Consider the following 25,437-nt stretch of genomic DNA (forward strand, 5'->3'; position numbering starts at 1 on the left):
CCATGTTGGCGCGCCCCGGGTGCGAACAGGGAACCGGACGAAGTCCGGCGAAGCGACCGGGCGTCCTTCTCTTTGGTGACTTTCTCTTGGACAAGCAAGAGAAAGTCACCCAGGGTGCAGGGGCGGAGCCACCCGCAAGTAGCTTTTAAACGCCCGCGAAGCGGGCTCGACGAACTAGTTAATTAAATTGATCGAGTTAATGTCATGCTGATATTCGAACAGTCACAAACCAACCGCCGCAATCCATCGCAAGCCCCGCTCGCGAAAGCGGAGGTGAAAGACATTCCGGATAAACTCCGCCGGAAAAAACGTCCGCTGCTGCCGGAAGTCTCCGAAATGCAGGCGGTGCGGCATTACACGCGGCTGTCGCAGCTGAACTTCTCGATCGACACGCATTTCTATCCGCTCGGTTCCTGCACCATGAAGTACAACCCGCGGGCGTGCAACAAGCTCGCCATGCTGCCGAATCTGCTCGGGCGCCATCCGTACGCGCCGGAATCCACCGGCCAGGGATTTCTCGCCTGCATGTATGAATTGCAGGAAATGCTGAAGGACGTGACAGGGATGAAGGCGGTATCACTCACGCCGCTCGCGGGCGCGCAGGGCGAGTTCGCCGGGGTGGCCATGATCCGCGCTTATCATGAATCGCGTGGCGACAAAGCCCGCACCGAGATTCTTGTTCCGGATGCCGCGCACGGCACCAACCCGGCCACGGCGGTGATGTGCGGTTACACCGTGCGCGAGGTTCCGACCGATGCCAACGGCGACGTGGAAATCGAGGCGTTGAAAGCAGCGGTGGGGCCGCAGACCGCGGGGCTGATGCTGACGAATCCCTCCACGCTCGGTGTGTTCGAACGCAAGATCACCGAGATCGCCAAAATCGTGCACGAGGCCGGCGGCTTGTTGTACTACGACGGCGCCAATCTCAACGCCATTCTCGGCTGGGTGAAGCCGGGCGACATGGGTTTCGACGTGATCCACATGAACCTGCACAAGACTTTCTCCACGCCCCACGGCGGCGGCGGTCCGGGAGCGGGCCCGGTGGCGGCGAATGCGCGGCTGGAGCCGTTCCTGCCGGTGCCGATCGTGGGCAAAGTGCAGAATAAATATCTCTGGGAAACGGAAAAAACCCGTTCGCAGACGATCGGAAGATTGTCCGCCAACATGGGCAACGCCGGCGTGCTGCTGCGTGCCTACGTGTACGCGCGGCTGCTGGGGCGCGAGGGCATGCACCGTGTGGCCGAGTTCTCCACGCTCAATGCCAACTACATCATGGCCGAGCTGGCGAAACGCGGTTTCGACATGGCGTTTCCGAAACGTCGCGCGACCCATGAATTCGTTCTTACCTTCAAGAAACTCAAGGACGAGACCGGCGTGAACGCGATGGACGTCGCCAAGCGTCTGCTCGACAAGGGCTTCCATGCGCCGACGACTTATTTCCCGCTGCTCGTGCCGGAGTGTCATCTGATCGAGCCGACCGAGACCGAGGCCAAAGAGGAGCTCGACCGTTTCATCGCCGCGCTGGAGGAAATCGTGAAGGAAGCGCGTTCCAGTCCCGAGGTCGTCAAGGGCGCCCCGCATACCTTGCCCGTGAAGCGCCTCGACGACGTGCGTGCCGCGCGCGAACTTGATCTCACCTGGAAGCCGGCCGGCTAGCCGATGGCACCGAATGGATTGTTCGACCTGCGGCGCGTGTGGCGCGCGGCCAGTTATTCCGTCTCCGGCCTCAAGACCGCGCTCGCGAATGAAGCGGCATTCCGCCAGGAAATGACGTTGTTTGTTTTACTCGCTCCGCTCGGCCTGTGGCTGGGCCGAGATGGCGTGGAGCGCTCGCTGCTGGTCGGCAGCCTGGTGCTGGTGCTGGTTGTCGAGTTGCTGAATTCGGCGATTGAGGCGGCGGTGAACCGCATCGGGAATGAACCGCATGAACTCTCCGGCCGGGCCAAAGACATCGCTTCGGCGGCGGTGTTTCTCTCGTTGCTGCTCGTGGCGCTGGTTTGGGTGTTGGTGCTTTTCGACCGCTTTGGCTGATGATCTGATGCTGTTTACGCCGCCGCCGTTTTATCGGCCACCAGCGGTTTTTCCCCCTTGTACTCGATACTCTGGCACTCAAGGAAAATCCGCTTGTCGCAACGCTCGCAGATGGAGCGATCGAGTCGATTGAAAATGGTCTGAATGGCATCCGCCTTGGTGACGAAGATATGTTCGTCGCCCAGTTTGTCGACAAATCCACCGCGCTTTAGAATTTTGCAGGCCTCTGCCTTTATCTTGCTCAGGTACAAGCCGCCGCCCAGATAACGACGGCGATTGGCTTCCTGGACCAGCATCTCGGCGCCGGCGATGTCGACGAAGTTGATGCCGTTGCCGATGATCAACAGGTGTTTCTGCCCCGGGTCCTCTTCCAGGTATCGCTGAAACTCGCCCTGAACGTGATCCACCGCGCCGAAGAACAGCGAACCGTCCACGCGCACGATCTTGAGCTGCGGGCACTCGGGCAGCTTCGGATCGGTGACCAGGTGCCGTCCCGGGGAGTGCGGGTCGGGCGTGCGCGTGACGATGCCGGGGCGCGAGGTGCGCATCAGGTATATCACCAGCGACAGCATCACGCCGACGTATATCGCGAACTCGAGTTCCACGAAAAGCGTGGCGAAGAACGTGGTCAACAACACCGCCGTTTCGCGCTTGCTGGTGCGCAGGATGTTGGAGATGTGATGAAAATCGATGAGCCGATACGCCACGATCAGCAGGATCCCGGCCATCGCCGCGATCGGCAGGTGCGCCGCGAGCGGCGCCACGATCAGCAGAATCAACGCCAGGGCAATAGCGGCAAAAATCGCGGCCATGGGGGTGACCGCGCCGGCCGTGTAGTTGATGCCGCTGCGGGTGAAGGAACCGGACGAGGCGTAGCTCGAAAAAAAGCTGCCAATGACATTGGCCAGGCCCTGGCCGATGAACTCCTGGTTGCCGTCGATGCGCTGGTGGGACTTGAGCGCGACCGATTTGGCGATTGAGACGGCCTCGACGAGTCCGAGCATGGCGATGGCGAGCGCGCCGCTGCCCAGCGTCTTGATGGATTTGAGCGAGAAATCGGGCACGGAAAACGGCGGAAGGTGCGCCGGTAGCTTGCCGACAAGCTGGATGTCTTTGGTTTCATAGGAGAGCAGTGCCGCGAGCAGGCTGCCAAAAATCATGGCGATCAGCATTCCGGGCCAGCGCGGTTTGAAGCGTATGAACAGCACACCCGCGATCAGCGTGATCGCGGCGATGGCCGTGACGTAGGGATTGATCTCGTGCAGTTGGCGGTAAATATCCTGCCAGGTATGCAGGAACGATTCGCCCGCCGGTATCTTGATGCCGAGGAAATGCTTCAGCTGGCTGGTCGCAATCAGAATCGCGGCGCCGGCGGTAAAGCCGACGACGACCGAATGCGAGACAAAGTTGACCAGCGCCCCCATGCGCGCCAGACCCAGCACGAACTGGTAGACACCGGCGAGAAAGGTCAGCATCAGCGCCATGCTGATGTACTGGGCGCTGCCCGGTTCGGCAAACTTGGAAACCGTGGCGAAGACCACGATGGAAATGGCCGTGGTCGGACCGGAGATCAGGTGACGCGAGGATCCGAACAGGCCGGCGATGATCGGCGGGACCATGGCGGAATACAGGCCGTATACCGGTGGTAATCCGGCGATCAGGGCGAAGGCCACGCCTTGCGGCAGCACGATCACAGCCCCGGTGAGGCCGGCCATCAGATCGGTCTTGAGTATTTGCCGGTTAAGCAGTGGCCACCAGCGCAGAAACGGAAAGAACCGCGCCCAGAATAAATTGCACTGTGGCGCTATATAATCGTTCATGAAAAATGGGTCACATTGTCAGCCGGGGAGGTCAGGGGCCGATTATATTGTTTTCCCCGGGTATTTTCTAACTTTCACGCTCCGCCCGGTTAGGAATGGCGCGGGAGTCCCCGTATAATCGCGGCCGTCATTGCGGCCGGCATGATGCCTTCCGTGGCGCGACCCCGATTGCCGCCGCAATAACAGACAATCTTTAAGGAGTTCATTTATTGATCCGGCACCACGATAACCTCGGAGAGCTATTTGCCTACGTAACCTTCGTTTCAATTACATATGTGCCGGATCAATAAATAAGACCAGACCATGTTTGATGCCATTCATCGTGTTTTCAATCACCCATTCGCGCGCAAGCTGTTTCTCCGGCTGCGTTACGTTTTGTTCCTGGTGTTTCTCGTGGTGCTTGCGCGTTACACCGATGTCTCGCGACTGCCGGGCGGATTTCTGGTGTCGCTTTTCGGCGAGGCGATCCAGCTCTGGTCGTTCGCTTCGTTAGTGAAGAACGAGCAGCTCACGGCACGCGGGCCCTATGTGCTGGTACGTAATCCGATGTACCTCGGCCGGTTCTTTCTTATCCTGGGCCTAATGCTGTTGCTCGGCAATGTCTATCTCACCATTGCCTATGTCGTCCTCTACTATTTTTACATGGTCAACCGCGTGCAGCGCGAGGAGCGGCGCCTGACGGAAATTTTGGGCCAGCCCTACCGCGATTATGGCGCGCGTGTGAACCGCTTTCTGCCCGCGTTCGACAAACTGACCGATCCGGCGGTGCGGTTTTTCAGTTGGCAGGTATTGTTCCGCAACAACGGCCACTGGAATCTTCTGGCCATGCTGCTGTTTTACGCAGTGCTGTACAGTTACGTCGTGTATTTCCGCTGAGACGCGGAATCAGGATGTCATGCTGCCGGGCGGATCGCCGTCACGCCGGCGCTGACGCCGGTCCAGCCACCACGCCAGCAGCGGCAGTGTCAGGCTGGTGCCGGGAATAGCCGCGGTCATCAGATACAGTCCCAGTCGTGACAGTCGGCGCAGTTGGGCGCGCAGCTCGGCGCGATCGGCCTGGGACCATTTCTGTCCATTACGCGGCTTCATCAGCAGCGCCATCAGCCCCGGTACCTGTGCGATCTCATCTCGGATGCGGGATTTCTCGCGTTCGTGGAGTTTCCGCGCGGCCGTGAACAGACGACCCAAGCCCGAAAGGATTCCAGCGGGCGCAGGCGAAGCCGCGGGCTCGATGGCCAGTGCGGAGACGCGTGGCGGCTGAATGTTGGAGTCGGGCAAGGGAGTGGTTTCCTGGCAGTTCTTGATTTACTTGCAAGGAAATTCTGCATATTCCATGCCACGAACTTTCGCACCACGACAAAACCGTTGCATTTACCTGCTGAATTAGGTAGCTGACAAAATGCGCGCCTGGCCTCAGTCCCTGGCCAGCGCCAAACCTTGTGCTTCCCAGCGGCTAATTCCATCGACGAGAACATAGACCTTTTGAAAACCCATCTGCTGCAAGGTGTCGGTCGCGAGTGCGCTGCGCGCATTGTTCTGGCTGCAGACGATGATCGTTGAATCGCGCGCCGCGCACAGTTTGTCCACGTGCAATGGGCAGCTTGTGTCTGCGGCGCTTTCGAGGATTCCGCGCGGAACCGATAGCGCGCCCGGAATATGTCCGCGGTGAAACTCCTCGGCTTCGCGCACATCCACGACCAGCACGTCATCATGGTTCTCGATCATCTCATCGAATTCTTCGATGCTGATCGTGTGAATGCGGGCGCGCGCCTCGCGCACGAAATCCGCCAGCATTTTTGCCATGAACCCGCCTCGCTTAGCGTGAACTGAATTTTTGCAACCGGGACAGCATAATGCGTATGCCATGGCCGGAGAAGCCCGGCAACCCCCGGCTAGCTCAAGGACGATTCGAAGTCCGCCAGGTTCGTGACTGGCGTCTGACATGCGTGGCCCGCGCAGACGTAGGCGGTGATTCCGTCCATGGCCTTGCGTTCGGTGAGCACGCCGGGGAGATTCTTCGCACCGTCCGGAATCGCGAATGCCAGCCGGTGCGGACGGTAGTCGCGGCCGGCCAGTGCCTGCCAGGGCCGCATCGTCTCGGGCGTTCCGCGCAGCACCACTGTCTGGGGCGGATCGAGTTGTTCCTCCAGCGCCACCAGCAGTGCCCCGTGGACGGAAGGTTGTTGGCGGATGCCAGTGTATAGCGCCTCCAGTGTGCGCTCAGCCGCGTGCAGGTAATTGAGGTCGCCAAGCAGGTGGCCGAGGCGCAGGAACACGAGCGCCGCTACGCCGTTGCCGGAGGGGATGGCCTCGTCCGCCGCAGGCTTGGGACGGTAAACCAGCTTTTCGTGATCGTCGCCGGTGAAATAAAAGCCGCCGTGGCTTTCGTCCTCGAAATGTTCGAGCACAGTGTCGGCCAAAACGCGAGTGAAATCGAGATCCGGTGTGCGCCATTGTGCCTGCAGCAATTCAAGCGCTCCTTCCATCAGGAACACGTGGTCGTCGAGGTAGGCATTCAGGTGCGATTTGCCATCCTTGTGCGTGGCGAGCAGCCGGTTGTCGCGCCACAGCTGCGCGTGGATGAAATCCAGCGCGCGCGCCGCCGAGGCGATGAAATCGGGCCGGCCCAGCACCCGCCCGGCGCGCGCCATGCCCTTGATCATGAGTCCGTTCCACGATGTCAGGATTTTTTCATCCCGTCCAGGATGTACACGCTTTTCGCGCTCCATATAAAGTTTGCGGCACGCTGATTCCAGCAACGTCGCGACATCGGATTCCGTGCACTGGCGTTCGAGAGCCAGGGTTGCGTAATCGGCGCGCACATTGAGATGCCAGTGGCCTTCGAAATTGGGCGCGCCCTTCAATCCGAAGCGACGCTCCACGGTTTCCCATTCATCGGCTGTCAGCAGCCGGCGGATCTCCTCCGCGGTCCAGACATAGAATTTTCCCTCGTGGCCCTCGGAATCGGCATCGAGCGCCGAGTAATATCCGCCATCGGGTGACTGCATTTCACGCATCACCCATTCCGCCGTTTCGATGGCGATGCGCCGGAACAGCGCGTCGCCGGTCGCGAGCCAGGCATCGGCGTAGAGCGCCAGCAGTTGGGCGTTGTCGTACAGCATCTTTTCGAAGTGCGGAATTTCCCAGCGTTCGTCCACCGAGTAGCGGCAGAAGCCGCCACCGACCTGGTCGTAGAGACCGCCGTGGGCCATGGCCATGAGCGTGTCGCGCGCCATACTTAGCGCTTGCTGATCTTCCGAGCCATGGCGGACACTCTGCTGCCAGCGGTGCAGACACAGATCGATCGAGGTGGGATGAGGGAATTTCGGCGCGCCGCCGAATCCGCCCCAGCGCGCGTCGAACTGGCGCTGCAATTCGGTATGTGCCTGGTCGAGCACCTCCCGCCCGGGATGCACACCCGGCGCCGGACCCGGTGGTTGTAGACGCGTGAAAATGTCTCGCAGCGAGTCGTTCTGTTCGCGGATGGCATCGCGCTTCTGGGAATAGACCTGGGCCACGTGGCGCAGCAACTCGGTGAATCCGGGCATGCCGTATTTGGGTGTTTTGGGAAAATACGTCCCGCCGAAGAACGGCATTTGATCAGTTGGTGTGAGAAACATGTTAAGCGGCCAGCCACCGGGGCGTTGCGCCAGGACCTGGTGCGAGGTCTGATAAATCTTGTCGAGATCGGGACGCTCCTCGCGGTCGACCTTGATGCACACGAACAGCTCATTCATCACGCGCGCGACGTCTTCATCCTCGAACGACTCGTGTTCCATCACGTGGCACCAGTGACAAGCCGAGTAGCCGATCGACACCAGAATCGGCTTGTCCTCGCGGCGCGCCTTTTCCAACGCTTCCGCGCCCCACGGATACCAGTCCACCGGGTTGTGCGCGTGCTGCTGAAGGTAAGGACTGGTTTCGTGGATGAGACGGTTGGTGTGTGCTGAATGACCCATGTTTATATCCCGACAAATATGGTCAACTATATCGGCTTGCCTCGCGCGATGGTAGCGCCCAGTGCCCGAGGCGAATGCTCTTTCGGCAATGGGCGCAGGTAGCCGCAGAAAATGTAGCCCTGCTTCGCTCGTCTTGTCATATGAACTTATGTTTCCATGGGCGCTAACTGCCGCCGTCTCCGAAGGGGCTGCCACCGCCCGAGGCGCAAGCTCTTTCGGCGGTGGCAGCCGGGGCGACTCAAAGAACGCCGTTCACTGTGGCAGCCCGGCGTACTCCCTTCGAAAAAGCTTCGCCTCGGAAGGGAGTCGCCCTGCGCCACGGGAGCCGGCGGCTGCTTTTGCTCGGTTCCGCCGGGGATTTCTGGAATAATCCGCCATCGCGCAAGGAACAATTATTCGCTCCGGCACACGGAACCGTCACCCGAAATGTTCGTTTCTCAACCTCTCACATCACCCGTTCCTGCTCCGGAAGACCGGACGTGGTGGCGCGACATGCTTTTGCTGACGCTGCTGCTCACTGTGTTTTTCGGGTGGGGGCTCGGGAGCCGCGCGTTGTGGCAGCCGGACGAGGGGCGTTACGTCGAGATTCCGCGCGAGATGACGGTCACGGGCGATTACGTCACGCCGCGATTGAACGGCGTGAAGTATTTCGAGAAACCGGTGCTGTTCTACTGGCTGCAGGCCGGTGCGATCAAGGTTTTCGGGATCAGAGAATGGGCCATGCGCCTGTGGCCGGCGACGTTCGCCCTCGTCGGTTGTCTCGCGGTGTATGTCGCGGGGCGCAAGCTTTACGACCGGCGCACCGGTTTGATCGCGGCCGTGGTGCTTGCGACCGCGCCGCTCCATTATTTTCTCGGGCGCGCCGTCACGCTCGACATGGCGGTATCGGCGCTGCTTGCGGTGGCGCTGTTTGCGTTCCTGCTCGGCACGCGCGAACCGCCCGGCCGCGCGCGCCGGAATTATTTCTGGACTTTCTACGCTTGCGCCGCGCTCGCCACCCTGACCAAGGGGCTCATCGGCATGGTGATCCCGGCGCTAGTGATCGGGGCGTGGATCCTGATCCTGAACGAGTGGCGGCTGCTCAAGTCGATTTATCTTCCGTCCGGGCTGGCATTGTTTCTGCTCATCGCCGCGCCGTGGCATATCGCGGCGGCGCTTGCCAATCCGGAATTCGCGCAGTTCTATTTCATCCATGAGCATTTCCAGCGCTACCTGACCAAGATACACGGCCGCTTCCAACCCGCCTGGTTTTTCATACCGATACTGCTCGCGGGTTTCTATCCGTGGACTGCCTATCTGACGCAGGCCGTGGTGAAGAGCTGGCCGGTTTCGTGGCGCGCGCGTCACGAAAACCGCGAAGGTCTGTTTCTGCTGCTGTGGGCGGGGCTGGTGTTTGCTTTCTTCTCGTTTTCGGATTCCAAGCTGGTTCCCTACATTCTTCCGATCCTGCCGCCGCTGGCGCTGCTGACGGCGCGTTATCTGGTGCAGCACTGGGAGGCACCGTCATCCGCGAGTCTGCGCGCCGGAACCTGGGCCTTGCTCGCGCTCGGATTCATGCTCGCTCTGGTGCTGGTGTTTGTCCCGGAGACCACCCCCGACCGTCCGCGCGTGGCCGAGTACGCCAGTGTGTTCGGCGGCTATGCCTGGGTGATTCTGGGAAGTCTGCTGGCCACGGCCCTGGTGCCGTTTGGCGTCGGTTTCCTGCGGCGCCCGCTCTGGACCGTCGTGGCACTGGCGCTGACTGCGGCGGTGTTTCTGGCGGTGGCCGACCGCGGATTCGTGTTTCTGGATCACAAGCGTTCGGTCAAGGAGCTGGCACTGATCCTGAAGCCGCGGCTGCAGCCGGGCGACGAGGTCATGACCTACCAGGAGTATTACCAGGACCTGCCGGTGTATCTCGAGCGGCGCATTACCGTCGTCGACTGGAAAGGGGAACTGCGGTTTGGCATCGAGGCCGAGGACGTGAGCGGCTGGATGATCGACGAGGCCTCCTTCCGGCGTCGCTGGAATGGGCCGCACCGGGCCTACCTGCTGACCGGGCAGGGCAACTATGACAAACTGCGGGCTGAAGGGCGCGGTCAGTTTTACCTGCTCGCGCAGACCGGATCGACTGTGCTGGTGACCAACAGGATGGGGCTACCATGAACTATCTCCCGCTGATTCTGCTGGGTGTGCTGCTCAACGCCGGCGCGCAACTGTTGCTCAAGGCAGGCATGCGCCGCGTCGGCTATTTCGAGTTCGCCTGGGCGAATTTCGTTCCCATCGGCCTGCAGGTGGCGGCCAACCCGTTCGTGCTCGCCGGCCTGTTCGCCTACGTGCTGAGCGTGGCGGTATGGTTGCTGGTGCTGTCGCGCGTGGAGGTGGGTTTCGCCTACCCGATGCTGTCCGTGGGTTACATTGTCAACGCCGTGGCCGGTTACTATCTGTTCCAGGAAAATCTTTCGCTGACGCGCATCACCGGCATACTCATCATTATCGCCGGGGTGTATCTGGTCACCCGCAGCTAGGATGCCGCCATGACGGATGAATTTCTGCCATTTTCGCGGCCTTCGATCAGCCGCGAGGCCATCAATGAAGTGGTGGCCTGCCTGCAATCCGGCTGGATCACCACCGGCCCGCGGGTCAAGAAATTCGAGGAAGAACTCAAGCGCTACTTCAATGCACCTCACGCGCTCGCCCTGTCTTCCGCCACCGCAGGATTACACCTGGCGCTGCTCGCGCTGGAACTCAAGCCTGGCGACGAAGTAATCACCACGCCGATGACCTTTGCCGCCACGCTCAACACCATCGTGCTCGCGGGGGGCAAGCCGGTGCTGGTAGACGTGGAGCTCGATACCTACAACATGGATGTATCGAAGCTCGCCCGGGCGATCACGAAACGCACGCGCGCAATCATGCCGGTGCATTTCGGCGGGCTGCCGGTGGACCTCGATCCGCTGTACGAACTGGCGGACAAGCACGGCTTGCGCGTGATCGAGGACGCGGCGCACGCCATCGGTACGGAATATAAAGGAAAGCGCATTGGCGCCTTCGGCGACACCCAAGTATTCAGCTTTCACCCCAATAAGAACATGACCACGGGCGAGGGCGGTTGCGTGGTGACGCGCAACGACAAGCTGGCCGAAAAAATCGCGCTGCTGCGCTTTCACGGTATGGACCGCGAGGCTTGGAACCGATTCGGCAAGAGCGGTTCACAGCACTACGAGATCATTACGCCGGGACTCAAGTACAACATGATGGACATCCAGGCCGCGCTTGGGCTGCACCAGTTGCCGGCGCTCGACGGTTTCATTAAACGCCGCACGGAACTCGCGCTGCGGTATCAGAAAATTTTCGCCGACTGGCCGCAATGGACCCGGCCCGGCACGCCGGAATTCGCGCATCGCCATGCCTGGCACCTATACGCGCCGTTGATCAATCCCGCGGCCGCGGGCATGGACCGCGACGCCTTCATGCAGGGCATGAAGGAGCGTAACATCGGCACCGGGCTGCATTACCGCGCGGTGCATCTGTATCCTTATTATCGCGAACATTACGGTTTCAAACCCGGCGATTTTCCGAATGCCGAAAGCATCGGCGACCGTATCGTGAGCCTGCCGTTGTTCCCCGGCCTGAGCGACGCCGACCAGGACCGGGCGATCGCCGCCATGGCCGATTTGTTCGGAAGGAAGTGACGTGACCAAGCCTTATGTGAGCGTCGTGATTCCGGTATACAACGAGCAGGAAAACCTGCCAGCGCTGTTCTTGCGCCTGGCCGCGGTGCTCGACAAGGTCGGCAAGCCGTACGAAATCCTCTTCACCAACGACGGCAGCCGCGACAACTCGCTGGTGCTGCTCAAGGATTTTCACACACAACGGCCGAAGCAGGTGCGCGTCATCGACTTCAACGGCAATTTCGGCCAGCACATGGCGATCATGGCGGCGTTCGAGCGCGCGCGCGGCGAGGTGATCGTGACGCTCGACGCCGACCTGCAGAATCCGCCGGAGGAAATACCCAAGCTGCTGGCGGAGATCGAGAACGGACATGACGTCGTCGGCGGCTACCGCAAGGAGCGGCAGGATTCCTGGTTCCGCCGCAAGGCGTCGCGTCTGCTCAACGCGGTGCGCGAGCGCACCACGCGCATCCGCATGCGCGATCAGGGTTGCATGCTGCGTGCCTACCGCCGCAATATTGTCGAACACATCACCGCCAGCGGCGAAACTTCGACCTTTATTCCGGCCTTGGCCATGAGTTACGCCGCCAATCCCATGGAGGTTGAAGTCGAGCACGCCGCGCGTGCGGCCGGGACCTCGAAGTACCGGCTCTACGACCTGATTCGTCTCAACTTCGATCTCATGACGGGTTTTTCCGTCGTGCCGCTGCAGGTATTCACATTCTTCGGGATTCTCATCGCCGCCGGCAGCCTGTTGTTCGTGATATTCCTGTTTATCCGCCGGCTGATCATCGGTCCGGAAGCCGAAGGCCTGTTTACCTTGTTCGCGATCCTGTACTTCCTGGTCGGCGTCGGCATCATGGGGCTCGGCGTCATCGGGGAGTACATCGGTCGCATCTACCAGGAAGTCCGCCGCCGCCCGCGCTTCATGATTCGCGATATCTACGAGCAACTTGAAACCCAGAAGGCGGGCAAAGGTGACTGAGCCCGGTATCGTCGTATTCGGCTACCACGACGTTGGTGTCGAATGCCTCGATGCGCTGATTTCCCGCGGCAGCCGCGTGCTCGCCGTGTTCACGCATCTCGACAATCCCGAGGAGAAAATCTGGTTCAGGTCGGTGGCGCAGCTCGCGCGCCGGCACGGCATCCCGGTGCACACGCCCGATTCCGTGAACTCGCCGGAATGGATTGCGCAGCTGCGCGAGATGAAGCCGGATATCATTTTTTCGTTCTATTACCGCAACATGATTTGCCAGGAGATCCTGGACATTCCGCGCCTCGGCGCGTTCAACCTGCACGGTTCGCTGTTGCCGAAGTATCGCGGGCGGGTACCGATAAACTGGGCAGTGCTGAACGGCGAAATCGGGACCGGCGCGACGCTGCACCATATGGTCAAGCGCCCCGATGCCGGCGATATCGTGGACCAGGAGGTGGTGCCCATCGGCCCGCGCGACACGGCGCAGGATGTTTTTATTAAAGTGACAGCGGCCGCGCGTCGGGTCTTGGAACGCAGTCTGGATGCGATCAAACAGGGTCACGCGCCGCGCCGGCCGCAGGACGAATCGCAGGCGACCTACTTCGGCGGGCGCAAACCGGATGACGGACACATCGACTGGCACGCCGAAAACCGGCAAATCTTCAACCTCATTCGCGCGCTGACCCATCCCTATCCCGGGGCTTTCACGGATGTGGATGGCCGCCGGTTCTTTATTTGGTGGGCTGAACCGCGTCCGGATGGCGTCGGCCGGCCGGGCCAAGTGGTTTCGATCGCACCGTTGCGAGTGGCGGCGGGGAACGGTTCCCTGGAAATAACGAAATGGCAGTGGCGCGGCGGCCCGGAACAGGAGGGCGGCATGCATGGCCTGCGGCTCGATCAAGTTCTGGGCGAAGCGACATCGCAGACGGCATCGGTTTAACATACGCATCTTTCGAACGGAGTCAGCATGAGCCTTAAAGTCTTGATCCTCGGTGTCAACGGTTTCATCGGCAACAGCCTGACCGAGCGCATTCTGCGCGACACCGACTGGGAGGTCTACGGCATGGACATGGGCCGGGACAAGCTTGACCAGTGCCTCGGCCACGACCGTTTCCACTACGTCGAGGGCGATATCACCATCAACAAGGAGTGGATCGAGTACCACGTCAAGAAATGCGACGTGGTGCTGCCGCTCGTTGCCATCGCCACGCCCGCGACCTACGTGCTCGATCCGCTGCGCGTGTTCGAGCTCGACTTCGAGGCCAACCTGGCGGTGGTGCGTCAGTGCGTGCGCTATAAAAAGCGCGTGCTGTTTCCCTCAACCTCCGAGGTGTATGGCATGAGCGCGGACTCCGAGTTCGACGAGGAGGCTTCGAACCTCGTGCTCGGGCCGATCAACAAACCGCGCTGGATTTATTCGTGCAGCAAGCAGCTGCTCGACCGCGTGATCGCCGCCTACGGTCAGCAGCAAGGCTTCAAATACACCCTGTTCCGGCCATTCAACTGGATCGGCCCCAAGCTCGACAACATCCTCGAGCCCAAGGAAGGCAGCTCGCGCGTGCTCACGCAGTTCATCGGCAACATCCTGCGCGGCAAAGACATCCAGCTCGTCGACGGTGGCGCGCAGCGGCGCAGCTTTACTTACATCGACGACGGCGTGGACGCGCTCATGCGTATCATCGAAAACAAGGACGGCTGCGCCGACGGGCGCATCTTCAACATCGGCAACCCGAAGAACGACATGTCGGTGCGTGAGCTGGCCGAGACCGTGCTCGCGCTCGTGAAGACCTATCCTAAGTATGCCCCGCTGGCGGAGAAGACCCGCCTCGTCTCGGTGAACTCGGGCGATTATTACGGCAAGGGTTATCAGGACATTCTGACGCGCGTGCCGTCGATCCGTAATGCCGAGAAATACCTGGGCTGGAAGCCCGTGACCGACTTCAAGACGGCGCTGCGCAAGACGCTCGATTACCATCTCGGCCGGCCCTCGCAGGAACTGGAAGCCTGAACGGCGGCCATGCCGGAGACGTGCCTCGCGATCAAGGTCGATGTCGATACTGATCGCGGCACGCGTGTCGGCGTGCCGCGGCTTCTGGATCTTTTCGACGAATTCGGCATCAAGGCGACATTTCTCTTTTCTCTCGGTCCCGACAACACCGGCCGTGCCATCCGGCGCATCTTCCGGCCAGGCTTTTTCCAGAAAGTGGCGCGCACCAGTATCGTCAGCATCTACGGGCTTCGCACCCTGCTGAACGGCGTGCTGTGGCCCGGCCCGCACATCGGCCGGCGCAACGAAACGATCCTGCGCGCCGCGCGCGACCGCGGCCACGAAGCCGGGATCCATTGTTACGATCACATCCGCTGGCAGGACGGTCTGGCGCACATGTCTCGCGCCGAGGTTTATGCCGAGTTCGACAAGGCACGCCGCGAGTTCGAGCGCATCTACGGAGAGCCCGCGCAAACCGCCGGCGCCGCCGGCTGGCAGGCGAACGCCCTGAGCCTGGCGGCCTATGACGATGCCGGCCTGCTGTACGCCAGCGATACGCGCGGCACGCACGCCTTTTTTCCACGCGCGAACGGTAGCGTGTTCAAGACTTTGCAGATTCCGACGACCTTGCCGACGCTCGATGAATTGCTCGGACGCCCGGAACATCCCGAGGAGCGCCTGGTCGAACAGTACCTGTCATGGCTGCGTCCGGGCCAACTCAACGCACTGACCACACACGCTGAGATTGAAGGCATGATCAAGATCGATCTGTTCAGCGCATTGCTGGCGCAGGCGCAAAAACAGAATGTTCGTTTCGTCCGCCTGGACGACTTGGCGCGCGAGCATCTGCGCGAACGTGATCGCATTCCGGTCAGTGAGTTGATTCAAGGCGAAGTGGACGGCCGTTCCGGGACGCTCGCGGTGCAAAAGGCCGCCTGAGCCCGCGTAGCGCTGGCGACCGGTCTCATTCATAATTCCGCCCCATGCTCGCTCCTGACATCGATCCGGTTGCCATCCATCTCGGCCCGCTCAAGGTCCACTGGTACGGACTCATGTATCTCGTCGGATTCCTCGGCGCGTGGTGGCTCGGCATTTATCGCGCGAAGCGTCCCGGTTCCGGCTGGCACCCGCAGGAAATTGCCGATTTTCTTTTTTATGGGGCGCTCGGCGTCATCCTCGGCGGCCGCATCGGTTATGTGCTTTTCTATAACTTCGGTTATTACCTCGCGCATCCGATCGAGATTTTTTTCATCTGGACCGGCGGCATGTCGTTCCACGGCGGTCTGCTCGGTGTCATCATCGCCATGTGGCTGTATGCGCGTCGAACCCATCGCCCGTTTTTTGTCGTGGCCGATTTTGTCGCGCTGCTGACTCCGTTGGGCCTGGGCGCCGGCCGTCTCGGCAATTTCGTCAATCATGAACTCTGGGGCCGCGTCACCGACGTGCCCTGGGGGATGATATTTCCCAACGCCGGACCGTTGCCGCGTCACCCTTCGCAACTTTACGAATTCACCCTCGAAGGGGTGGTGCTGTTCCTTGTTCTCTGGGTTTATGCGCGCAAGCCGCGACCGGAGGCTGCTATCTCAGGGCTGTTTCTGTTCTGCTACGGGGTGTTCCGATTTACAGTGGAGCTTGTACGCGAGCCGGATGCTCAGCTTGGCTATCTCGCCTTCGGCTGGGTGACCATGGGACAAATATTGAGCCTGCCGATGATTCTGCTCGGCATCGGGTTGCTATGGTGGGCGTACAAGCAACCCGCCCGGGGTTGAGCATGTCTTAATGCTTCTGAAGCGGGTCCGGTTCAGCTTTATAGATAAATCCGATTGCGAAACCGCCCCGTTATCAATCAGCTAGCGCAGGGCCGGATGGCGGACGGATATTATTGACCTGGTTGAACGCGGGGATTATTGTACGTCCGGTATTTTACTTGGCTCGCCCGTTGTTTGAGGGGGGGAGGGGTGGACTACAACATTGAAAAAACATAAATGGAGGAGATTCATGCGTGGTAAACGTAAAACAATGACACGCCACATCAGGGCTTTTATTGCCGTCAGCGCGATGTTCGCAGCGACTTCTCTGTCCACGGCGGTATATGCCTTCGACTGGTATGGCGGCGCAAGCGTGGGTAAGAACAGTTACGAGGTGACCCCCGGCGATTTCTTCGATACCCAGCCGTTTTCCGGCGTCACCGATGGCAATGACGGCGCGTGGAAGGCCTTTGTCGGAATGCAGCTGTTTGAAAAATACGTTTCTGCAGAGTTTGGTTATTCATATCTGGGCAAGTCCAGCGTCGAAGGCACGACATCGGGTGCAGCCGTTACCGGTAACAGCAAGACCACGGCTTTCACCGCGGCGCTGGTAGGGCTTATCCCCATTGGCACGAAGTTCGGTGCCCTCATCAAGCTGGGGCTGGACAGACCGAGATCCGAAATCACGACAACGGAAGCAGGAGTTAGCTCCACACAGACCACCACGAACATACAGATTTTTGGCGGTCTCGGCGCGCAATTCGATTTCTCTAAGACGTTAAGCGCTCGTCTTGAATATGAGCGCTATGATCTGGGGAGTGTTGGCCCCAAGTATGCCAATGTACTCAGCGTCGGATTCACTTACCTGTTTGATGCCAAAAAATAGTTTGGCGTTGTCGATCACATCGCAAAGCCGGGTTCGCCCGGCTTCTTTTTTTAGCGGCCCCGGAGTTATCTGATCCACATCGTTTTGATATTCACGAACTCGTGTATGCCGTGGACAGAAAGCTCGCGTCCGTAGCCCGAGGCCTTGATGCCGCCGAAGGGCAGGCGCGGGTCGCTTTTCACCAATCCGTTGACGAAACTCGCGCCTGACTGTAGGTGCCGCGCCAGCCGTTCGCCTTTTTTGATATCCCGCGTCCACAGACTCCCACCCAGCCCGTAGCGGTTGTCATTGGCGATACGCATCGCGGCGTCCGCGTCCCTGGCCCGGATTATGATCGCCACCGGTCCGAACAGCTCTTCCTCATAGGCGCGCATGCCGGGGCCGACGTGGTCGATGATCGTCGGCTCGTAGAAAAATCCCGAACCGGCCGCCGGCCCGCCGTGCAACGCGAACGTCGCCCCCGTCATCACGGAATCGGCTACCTGCTGGTGCAGCTGGTCGCGCAGGTCGGCGCGCGCCATGGGCCCGAGCCCGGTATCTTCGCGCGCCGGATCGCCCAGGCGCAGGGCATGGGCCTTGTGCTTGAAAAGTTCGATAAAGGATTCGGCGATCGAATCAACCAGGATGAAACGCTTCGCGGCGATGCAGCTCTGTCCACAGTTGAGAAATCGCGAGGCCACGCCAACGGACGCCGCCTGCTCGAGATCGGCATCCGGCAGGACGATGAAAGCATCCGAGCCGCCGAGTTCGAGCACGGATTTCTTGAGGTTTGCCCCGGCGGCCGCCGCCACCTTTCTCCCGGCCGCGTCGCTGCCCGTGAGCGTCACCGCGTGAATGCGCGGATCGGCGATGACTTGTTCCGTCTGCGCGGCAGAAATCATAAGCGTGCGGAATACGCCCTTGGGGAAGCCGGCTTTGTGGAAAATCTCATCGATGGCGAGAGCGCATTGCGGAACGTTCGAGGCGTGTTTCAGCACCGCCGTGTTGCCCGCCATGAGGCTTGGCGCGGCAAAGCGGAACACCTGCCAGAACGGGAAGTTCCACGGCATGATCGCGAGCACGGTCCCGAGCGGCAGGTAAGCGACGTAACTGCTGCTTGCGTCGGATTCGATTTTTTCGTCCACGAGGAAGGTCGCGGCGTGTTCGGCATAGAACTCGCAACCCAAGGCGCATTTCTCAACTTCGGCGCGCGCCTCCCTGGCGATCTTGCCCATCTCAAGCGTGATTATTCCTCCATAATGTGCTGCGTTATTTCGCAGTTCGGCGGCCGCGCTGCGGAACAGTCGCGCGCGCTCGGCAAACGAGGCCGCCTGCCAGCCAGCGGTGGCCGCCGCTGCATCGGAAAGCGCCGCCTCTATTTGCCGTTCATTCCATACATCGAAGGTTTTCAACCGCTCGCCGGTGGTAGGATTGATAGTTTCCATGGTCATAGGTATATCCTTGGCCGTTCAGTGGCATTAATGACAGCTCACCACACATGTTCAAGTAGATTCATGCCGCCGAAATAATTCCAGACTGGCTATATATAATAAGACAGCATGCAGCGATTCCTCTCGATTTTTTTTCTTCTGGCCGTGCTGGCCGCGCTGGCGAGCGCGGGTCGGGGAACGTTCGCACAGGATTTGATCCAGGACGAAGAAGCCAACCGCCGTGATTATCTGGCCGCGATCGAGGCATTGAAGGCCGGTCAGACCGCGCGTTTCAAGACACTGTACGCGCGCCTGGACGGTTACATCCTGCGCGGCTATCTCGAATATGAATCCATCAAGAATCGTGTTGCCTCCACACCCACGGCCGATCTCCGGCGGTTTCTCGCGGAAAACAGCCAGGCGCCGATCAGCGATACCATCCGCAAGAAATGGCTACGCGTGCTGGCGGACCGCGGCGACTGGAAGACTTTCCTCAAGGAATACCAGGACATCGAGGACGATCCCGAATTGCAATGCCTGCGACTTTCGCACCTGCTGAAGACGAGCGAGGAGCAGGCCGCCCTCATGGCCGAGGTGGAAAAACTCTGGCTCACCGGCAAGGAACTGCCCCGGACCTGCGAGCCGGTATTCGCCGCCTGGAATAAAGCCGGTCATATGACCAGCGACAAGGTTTGGGCGCGTATCCGTCTGGCGATGGAATCGCGTAACCTGCGTCTCGCCGGCGAGCTCGCGCAATATCTCGATCCCTCCGAGCGAGTGTGGGTCAGGCGCTGGCAGGCGATGCACCGCGATCCGGTGCGCGAGCTGCACAACATCACCTATCCGGTCGAAACGCCGGTGGCGCGCATGATCGTCAAACATGGCGTGGTGCGCCTTGCTTACCGCGATCCCGAGGAGGCGATGGTGCAGTGGGACTTGCTCAAGCACAAATACCAGTTCTTCGGCGAGGATGACAATTATGTCCTGCGCTACATCGGCATACTCGCGGCGCAGGACCAGCTGCCGCAGGCGCTGATGTGGCTGTCGGCGGTGTCCGCCGATCCGGGAGACATGTCGCTGCACCTGTGGCGAGTGAAAACGGCGTTGCGCGCCGGGCAATGGGAAATGGCCAAGCGCTTTATCGCGGGATTGAGCGAGGAGCAGCGGCAAGACAGCCAATGGCGCTACTGGACCGCGCGCATTCTCGAGTCCACGGGCAACAAGGATGAGGCGCGCCGCCTCTACGAGACACTCGCGCGTGACCGCAGCTACTACGGCTTTCTCGCCGCCGACCGCGCCGGGATGGACTACTCCATGCAGCACGTGAGCACCGACGCGACTCCGGAAGAGGTGAGCGCGATGCTGGCGCGTCCCGGCATCCAGATGGCGCAGGAGCTGTATCTGATGGGACAGGTGACCGATTCGCGCCGTCAGTGGAACTGGACCACGCGCCGTCTGAACAACCGTGATCTGGCCGTGGCCGCAGTGATCGCGCGCCAGTGGGGCTGGCATGACCGTGCCATCCTCACGGTGGCGCGCAGCGATCAACAGGACGATCTCGAGCTGCGCTTCCCGCTGCTGTACCGCGACACGATCGAGGCCAACGCCACCGAGTATGGCATCGACCCCAGCTGGGTTTACGGCGTGGTGCGACAGGAATCGGCCTTCGTTGCGGATGCGCGCTCGCAGGCGGGCGCGCTCGGTCTGATGCAGCTGATGCCGTCCACCGGCCGGCTCACGGGTCGCAAGCTCAACATGCCGATCCGCAACAATCGCGCGTTGCTCAACATCGAGAACAACCTGCGCCTCGGCGTGAGTTACCTGAAGGAGGTGCTCGGCCGCAACAACGGCAACCAGGTGCTGGCCACGGCCTCGTATAACGCCGGTCCGAATCGCGTGAACTCATGGCTGCCGGACAAGACACTGGACGCCGACATCTGGGTGGAAACCATCCCGTTCGGCGAAACGCGCGACTACGTGAAAAACGTCATGTCCTATACCACCGTGTATGACCATCGCCTTGGAAGCCGCCCAGCGCGGCTGCAGGAGCGCATGCAGAGCGTATATCCCGTGGAAAAGTGAGCACCGGCGGCCCGGTCAGCCCGCCCGTTCCGGTCGCGAGAACCGGCTGGCCATCCTGTTGGTGCGGCCGCCTTGGCCGAATTGGTTGATCTACACTTCCAGAGTGGCCCACTGACATGCCACACCGCTATGCGGAACATTAATTCTGAAGGCAGTTAGCGCCTCATTAAAACGGATTTAAATATGAAGGGTGAAGCTCCTTTGAGTCTGGAAAAGCAAATCTTTCTTCTTGAAAGCGAGTTGCGCGACCGCGAAATCGAGATTTCGCTGCTCAAGGAAACCGCCGACGCGATCAACAGCGAGTTGGACCTGAAGAAGGTTTTTCAGCTGGCAGTGGAGCGCGCCCGGAATCTCATCATGGCCGAAACCGTCTTGCTGCCGATATTGGACGATGGCGGTACTCAGTACACCTATCAGGCCGGGTGCGGGAAGAACGCTGACGAGATCGTGGGCCAGTCGTTGTCCACGGACATCGGTGTCTGTGGATGGGTATTGCGGAACAAACGCGCCTGGTGGCACGGTGTGCTGGATGAGCTCGATGAGGCCGAGCGCAACAAATGGGAGAAGGAAGCGGGCAGCATTATACTCGTGCCCCTCGTCGGCAAACGTCGTTTTCTCGGCGGCCTGAGCGGGATCAACAAGATAGGCGGCGGGGACTTCACCAAACGCGATCTCCATCTGCTCTCGCTTTTCGCCAACCAGGTCTGTTTTGCCATCGAAAATGCCGCGCTGTTCGACCAGCTGAACAAGGCCAAGCAGGAAACCGAAGCCTACCAGCGCGACATGCAGGAGCTGAACACCGAGCTGGAACGGCGCGTGGCGCAGCGAACCTCGGCTCTGGTCGACGCGGTGAAGGAACTCGAACACCTGGCGCTGCACGACATACTGACGGACCTGCCGAACCGTTCACTGGTCGAGGACCGGTTGCAGCAGGGAATCCTGATCGCCCGGCGCGAGAAAAAACCGCTGGCGTTAATGATGATCGACCTCAATCAGTTCAAGGAGGTCAACGATCGGCATGGGCACGACGTGGGCGATAGCCTGTTGAAGCAGGTGGCCCTGCGTCTGCGGCGCGACCTGCGGCAATCGGACACGGCCGGCCGGCTCGGTGGCGACGAGTTCGCCCTCGTGCTTCCCTCCACCAACGAGGCCGGGGCGGTGAAGGTCGCCGAGAAATTGACCAAGGTCCTGGAACCGGCTTTCAAGGTTGGAGACCACACGCTCAAGAGCGCCTGCAGCATCGGTATCGCCGTGTATCCGCAGCATGGCGAGGATGTCGCCGCCCTGTGCAAGAGCGCCGATGTGGCCATGTACACGTCCAAGCGCCGCAACATCGGGTATTCCGTCTATCGCCCGGAGGAATAAAATGACGTTGCGCCGCCCGGTGCGCGTCAATAATCCTTTGCCCTGATCGTTTCTCGAATTCCCTCCAGCGGTTTTTATCACGCCAATCACCTCGCGGCATCGACGGAACTTGACCCCGTGCGTCAGGGCTTGTAGAACTTGGCTGATATTTCCGGACTCAAACGCCATATCCATGTCCACGCACAAAATCTGCCTGCTTGGGGGAACCGGCTTCGTCGGCAAGCACCTCGCCGCGCGCTTCTCCGAATCCGGTCACGACATCGTCATCCTCACGCGCCACCGCGAACGCCAGCGCGACCTGCTGGTGTTGCCGACGGTGCGGCTGGTGCAGGGCGATGTCTACGACCCCGAGTTTCTGCGCAAGCAGTTCGAGGACCGCGACACCGTCATCAACCTGGTCGGCATTCTCAATGAAAAAGGCCGGGACGGACGCGGCTTCGCGCGGGCGCATGCTGAGCTGCCTTCGCTAATTGTCGATACCTGCCGGCAGACGGGCGTGACACGCCTGTTGCACATGAGCGCACTGCATGCCTCACCCGCCGCTCCGATCCATTACCTGCGCACCAAGGCCATGGGCGAGGAGGCGGTACACCGCGCCGAGGGCGCGGATTTTCACGTCACGAGTTTCCGCCCTTCGGTCATCTTCGGTCCGGGCGATGGCTTTCTGAATCGCTTTGCCGGCCTGCTGCGTCTCACGCCCGGCGTGTTCCCGCTCGCCTGTCCCCAGGCGCGCTTTCAGCCGGTATATGTCGAAGACGTTGTACGTTCGTTTGTAGAGTCACTCGACAACCACAAGACCTTCGGGCAGCACTACGACCTCTGCGGCCCGAAAGTGTACACGCTGCGCGAGATCGTGAAATACATCGCCAGGCTCATCGGCAAGCGCGTGTGCATCATCGGACTGAACGATACCTTGTCGTATTTGCAAGCTGCGGCGCTGGAATTCGCGCCGGGCAAGCCGTTCTCGCTCGACAATTATCGTTCGCTCAAAGTGGACAGCGTGTGCGAAAAAGGGTTCCCCACGGTGTTCGGCATCACGCCAGCGAGTTTGGAACAGATCGCGCCGGTCTATCTTGCGCCGCGTTAACCACGCGTCATTCCCGCTTAAGCGGGTTCGCTGCTAACATGCGTGTTTGAAGTACCACGGCGCGTTCATCAGGTGGGAGCTGCGCGAGTCGTTCCACTTCGCGGTAAAAGGTCGCCAAATCACCACCATGCTGCGCCAGCAGCGTCTGAAACACCACGACATACTGGTTGTATAAAACTATTGCGGCGAGGTGCGCGTTGTTGAGGTCCTGCTTGAACCAGTTGTCGAAAGCCGCGTAGCCGTTCCAGCCTGATTTCAGTATTGCGTAATCATTTCGCAGTTCTTCAAACACTCGTACTTTCGCAGCGCGTTTTTCCGCATCGCTTGAGTCCGAGGCGTATATTTCCTTGAGTCTGGCGCGGTGTTTCAGCACCAGCGCGCTGAATTCCTCGCGCCGCTGGACTTTCAGCCGGTAGGCCTCGGCTTCTTTTGCATTGCCACCTTGCTGAAACCAGCGTTTGATGCCTTCGAGTTCGATCACCGTGGCAAAGGATTCGTTGAAAGCACTGTCTCCGCTGACGTAGATTTTTTGATGTGCCAACTCATGGAACAGCAGCCCGGCGAGTTCGGCCTCGTCTTTGTGAATGAAGGTATTCAGCAGCGGATCGTCGAACCAGCCCAGTGTCGAATAGGCCGGAACGCCGCCGACGTAAACGTCATAACCTTTTTGTTTCAGACTCGCGGCGAATTGCTCGGCCTGGTCGTGCGCGAAGTAGCCGCGGTAGGGGACGCAGCCGGCGACAAGGAAGCACCAGCGTTTCGGTTCGAGAGACAGTTCGGGCGCGGCGTATACATTCCACACCGCGAACGGTCGTTCCAGGTCGGCGTAGGTCCGGTAACTGCGATTGTTCGGCAGCAGCAGCTCGCGGCTGGCGAAGTCCCGCAGGCGCTGTACCAGCTCGAGCTGGCGTCTGGTCTGTGCCGGTGTGGCGTGGTCGTTCAGCACATCCTCCACCGGCCGGCGTTTGGCAAGTATCTCCAGCTGTCCGGAGATGGCCTGGGCGTAATACGCCGGGCCGGCACAGCCGCTGAGGACAGCGATCAGCAGAATCAGGGCGAGGGTGCGGAAAACGAGTGTCATGCAATCGCTACTTGGCGTAAATGGCATCCACACATTAGCATGGCAAGATAAAGGGAGCCCTACTCGCTATGCTCGTTCGTCTTGTCATGATAATGGAAGCCCTACTCGCTAACGCTCGTTCGTCTGGTCATATGATGACGCCCGATTCGCTGTCGCTCGTTCGTCTAATCATATGAAAATCTATCTCGTCGGCGGTGCGGTGCGCGACAAGCTCCTGGGTCTGCCGGTCCAGGACCGGGATCATGTTGTCGTCGGCGGCACCCCGGATGAAATGGTGGCGCAGGGCTTCAAGCCCGTGGGTGCGGATTTCCCCGTGTTTCTGCATCCGGTCACGAAAGAGGAGTATGCCTTGGCGCGCACCGAGCGTAAATCGGGCCATGGCTACAAGGGCTTCAAGGTGTATGCCGCTACGGACGTGACGCTGGAAGACGATCTCAAGCGGCGCGATCTGACCATCAACGCGATGGCGGAGGATGAACAGGGCAAGCTCGTTGATCCTTTCGGCGGCGCCGAGGACTTGCGCAACGGCGTGCTGCGACATGTCTCGCCGGCATTCGCGGAAGATCCGGTGCGCATCCTGCGCGTGGCGCGCTTCGTCGCGCGCTATGCCAAATGGGGTTTCCACGTGGCGCACTCAACCAACAAACTCATGCAACAGATGGTCGAATCCGGCGAGGTCGATCATCTGGTAGCGGAGCGCGTATGGACGGAACTCGATCGCGCGCTCGGGGAAGACAAACCCTCGCGTTTTTTTGAAGTCCTGCGTGGCTGCGGCGCGCTGGCGCGGCTGTTTCCCGAGATCGACGCGCTGTTTGGCGTTCCACAGCCGGAGAAGCATCACCCGGAGGTGGATGCCGGCGTGCACATCATGCTGGTGTTGGATGCGGCGGCGAAGCTCTCACCCGACACGCGCGTACGCTTCGCCGCGCTCATGCACGATCTCGGCAAGGGCAACACGCCGAAAGAGGAATGGCCGCAGCATATCGGCCACGAGGAACGCGGCGTAGAGTTGGTAAAAAATTTCTGCCAGCGTTTTCGCGTGCCCAACGAGCACCGTGATCTGGCGTTGATCGCCGCGCGTTTTCACGCGCACTGTCACAAGATCGCCGAACTGCGCCCGGCGACCGTGGTCGACACGCTCGAGGCCATGGACGCGTTCCGCCGGCCGGAGCGGGTGGACCTGTTCGTTACCGCCTGCGAGGCCGATTTCCGTGGCCGTCTTGGCAGCGAGGAAAAGCCCTATCCCCAGGCCGGGCTTTTTCGAAACGTCTTCGCCGCCGCGCGCGCGGTGGATACGGCGGCGATCGCCGCGGGTGGCGGCCAGGGCCCGGACATCGGCGCCCGTATCCGCGA

22 protein-coding genes are annotated in these 25,437 nt (G+C 60.6%); 16 read left to right on the plus strand and 6 right to left on the minus strand.

Annotated features, from left to right (window positions below):
* The first annotated feature begins 204 nt into the window (after positions 1-204).
* Positions 205-1,656 carry an aminomethyl-transferring glycine dehydrogenase subunit GcvPB gene (gene gcvPB, locus WB402_RS08410; protein WP_424206829.1) on the plus strand — a complete coding sequence of 484 codons (1,452 nt, stop codon included), beginning with the start codon at positions 205-207 and terminating at the stop codon, positions 1,654-1,656.
* Between the two features lie 3 nt (positions 1,657-1,659).
* Positions 1,660-2,031 carry a diacylglycerol kinase gene (locus WB402_RS08415; RefSeq protein WP_424206831.1) on the plus strand — a complete coding sequence of 124 codons (372 nt, stop codon included), beginning with the start codon at positions 1,660-1,662 and terminating at the stop codon, positions 2,029-2,031.
* A 14-nt stretch (positions 2,032-2,045) separates the two neighbouring features.
* On the opposite strand, the gene WB402_RS08420 is transcribed toward WB402_RS08415, so the two are convergent.
* The gene (locus WB402_RS08420) at positions 2,046-3,851 is read right to left on the minus strand and encodes a SulP family inorganic anion transporter (protein WP_424206833.1); all 1,806 of its coding nucleotides are present in this window, start codon (positions 3,849-3,851) and stop codon (positions 2,046-2,048) included.
* A gap of 303 nt (positions 3,852-4,154) precedes the next feature.
* Here WB402_RS08420 and WB402_RS08425 point away from each other — a divergent pair, with 303 nt between their 5' ends.
* Entirely contained in the window at positions 4,155-4,727 is a 573-nt protein-coding gene (locus WB402_RS08425) for a methyltransferase family protein (RefSeq protein ID WP_424206835.1), read from the plus strand.
* Between the two features lie 9 nt (positions 4,728-4,736).
* Here the strand turns inward: WB402_RS08425 and WB402_RS08430 are convergent, their stop codons facing one another.
* The 3 genes from WB402_RS08430 to WB402_RS08440 form a co-directional block, all read right to left on the minus strand.
* Positions 4,737-5,129 carry a hypothetical protein gene (locus tag WB402_RS08430; protein ID WP_424206837.1) on the minus strand — a complete coding sequence of 131 codons (393 nt, stop codon included), beginning with the start codon at positions 5,127-5,129 and terminating at the stop codon, positions 4,737-4,739.
* Between the two features lie 135 nt (positions 5,130-5,264).
* Complete coding sequence (locus tag WB402_RS08435) at positions 5,265-5,654, minus strand: rhodanese-like domain-containing protein (RefSeq protein WP_424206839.1); 390 nt, start codon at positions 5,652-5,654, stop codon at positions 5,265-5,267.
* A gap of 89 nt (positions 5,655-5,743) precedes the next feature.
* Positions 5,744-7,810 carry a thioredoxin domain-containing protein gene (locus WB402_RS08440; protein WP_424206840.1) on the minus strand — a complete coding sequence of 689 codons (2,067 nt, stop codon included), beginning with the start codon at positions 7,808-7,810 and terminating at the stop codon, positions 5,744-5,746.
* 492 nt (positions 7,811-8,302) lie between these two features.
* On the opposite strand from WB402_RS08440, the gene WB402_RS08445 reads away from it, so the two are divergent.
* The 9 genes from WB402_RS08445 to WB402_RS08485 all read left to right on the plus strand — a co-directional run bounded on the left by WB402_RS08445 (position 8,303) and on the right by WB402_RS08485 (position 17,060).
* Positions 8,303-9,955, plus strand: a complete 1,653-nt coding sequence (locus WB402_RS08445) for a phospholipid carrier-dependent glycosyltransferase (protein ID WP_424206842.1) — start codon at positions 8,303-8,305, stop codon at positions 9,953-9,955.
* The gene (locus tag WB402_RS08450) at positions 9,952-10,317 is read left to right on the plus strand and encodes a 4-amino-4-deoxy-L-arabinose transferase (protein ID WP_424206844.1); all 366 of its coding nucleotides are present in this window, start codon (positions 9,952-9,954) and stop codon (positions 10,315-10,317) included. The genes WB402_RS08445 and WB402_RS08450 overlap by 4 nt, the downstream gene beginning before the upstream one ends.
* 9 nt (positions 10,318-10,326) lie before the next feature.
* On the plus strand, positions 10,327-11,484 hold the full coding sequence (locus WB402_RS08455; RefSeq protein WP_424206846.1) for a DegT/DnrJ/EryC1/StrS family aminotransferase: 1,158 nt from the start codon (positions 10,327-10,329) through the stop codon (positions 11,482-11,484).
* A gap of 1 nt (position 11,485) precedes the next feature.
* On the plus strand, positions 11,486-12,448 hold the full coding sequence (locus WB402_RS08460) for a glycosyltransferase (RefSeq protein ID WP_424206848.1): 963 nt from the start codon (positions 11,486-11,488) through the stop codon (positions 12,446-12,448).
* Positions 12,441-13,379 carry a formyltransferase gene (locus WB402_RS08465; RefSeq protein WP_424206850.1) on the plus strand — a complete coding sequence of 313 codons (939 nt, stop codon included), beginning with the start codon at positions 12,441-12,443 and terminating at the stop codon, positions 13,377-13,379. The genes WB402_RS08460 and WB402_RS08465 overlap by 8 nt, the downstream gene beginning before the upstream one ends.
* Positions 13,380-13,406: 27 nt before the next feature.
* A complete protein-coding gene (locus WB402_RS08470; RefSeq protein ID WP_424206852.1) occupies positions 13,407-14,447 on the plus strand; it encodes a bifunctional UDP-4-keto-pentose/UDP-xylose synthase in 1,041 nt (346 codons plus the stop codon).
* Between the two features lie 9 nt (positions 14,448-14,456).
* Positions 14,457-15,365, plus strand: a complete 909-nt coding sequence (locus tag WB402_RS08475) for a polysaccharide deacetylase family protein (protein ID WP_424206854.1) — start codon at positions 14,457-14,459, stop codon at positions 15,363-15,365.
* Positions 15,366-15,409: 44 nt separating this feature from the next.
* On the plus strand, positions 15,410-16,195 hold the full coding sequence (lgt, locus tag WB402_RS08480; RefSeq protein WP_424206856.1) for a prolipoprotein diacylglyceryl transferase: 786 nt from the start codon (positions 15,410-15,412) through the stop codon (positions 16,193-16,195).
* 229 nt (positions 16,196-16,424) lie between these two features.
* Positions 16,425-17,060: a porin family protein gene (locus WB402_RS08485; RefSeq protein WP_424206858.1), complete on the plus strand. Its 636-nt coding sequence runs from the start codon at positions 16,425-16,427 to the stop codon at positions 17,058-17,060.
* A 65-nt stretch (positions 17,061-17,125) separates the two neighbouring features.
* Here the strand turns inward: WB402_RS08485 and WB402_RS08490 are convergent, their stop codons facing one another.
* Complete coding sequence (locus WB402_RS08490) at positions 17,126-18,490, minus strand: NAD-dependent succinate-semialdehyde dehydrogenase (RefSeq protein WP_424206860.1); 1,365 nt, start codon at positions 18,488-18,490, stop codon at positions 17,126-17,128.
* Between the two features lie 108 nt (positions 18,491-18,598).
* Between WB402_RS08490 and WB402_RS08495 the strand changes: the two genes are divergently transcribed.
* The 3 genes from WB402_RS08495 to WB402_RS08505 all read left to right on the plus strand — a co-directional run bounded on the left by WB402_RS08495 (position 18,599) and on the right by WB402_RS08505 (position 23,003).
* Positions 18,599-20,551 carry a transglycosylase SLT domain-containing protein gene (locus WB402_RS08495; protein ID WP_424206862.1) on the plus strand — a complete coding sequence of 651 codons (1,953 nt, stop codon included), beginning with the start codon at positions 18,599-18,601 and terminating at the stop codon, positions 20,549-20,551.
* Positions 20,552-20,734: 183 nt separating this feature from the next.
* Positions 20,735-21,916: a diguanylate cyclase domain-containing protein gene (locus WB402_RS08500; RefSeq protein WP_424206864.1), complete on the plus strand. Its 1,182-nt coding sequence runs from the start codon at positions 20,735-20,737 to the stop codon at positions 21,914-21,916.
* A gap of 172 nt (positions 21,917-22,088) precedes the next feature.
* Positions 22,089-23,003 carry a complex I NDUFA9 subunit family protein gene (locus WB402_RS08505; protein ID WP_424206865.1) on the plus strand — a complete coding sequence of 305 codons (915 nt, stop codon included), beginning with the start codon at positions 22,089-22,091 and terminating at the stop codon, positions 23,001-23,003.
* A gap of 7 nt (positions 23,004-23,010) precedes the next feature.
* Here WB402_RS08505 and WB402_RS08510 read toward each other — a convergent pair whose 3' ends face one another.
* Positions 23,011-24,084, minus strand: coding sequence for an aminopeptidase (locus WB402_RS08510; protein WP_424206867.1), 1,074 nt, complete (start codon positions 24,082-24,084; stop codon positions 23,011-23,013).
* A gap of 172 nt (positions 24,085-24,256) precedes the next feature.
* On the opposite strand from WB402_RS08510, the gene WB402_RS08515 reads away from it, so the two are divergent.
* The coding region (locus tag WB402_RS08515; protein ID WP_424206869.1) for a multifunctional CCA addition/repair protein at positions 24,257-25,437 on the plus strand (1,181 nt) is incomplete at its 3' end.

It is taken from the genome of Sulfuricaulis sp. (assembly GCF_049587675.1).
In the GTDB taxonomy this organism is placed as follows: domain Bacteria; phylum Pseudomonadota; class Gammaproteobacteria; order Acidiferrobacterales; family Sulfurifustaceae; genus Sulfuricaulis.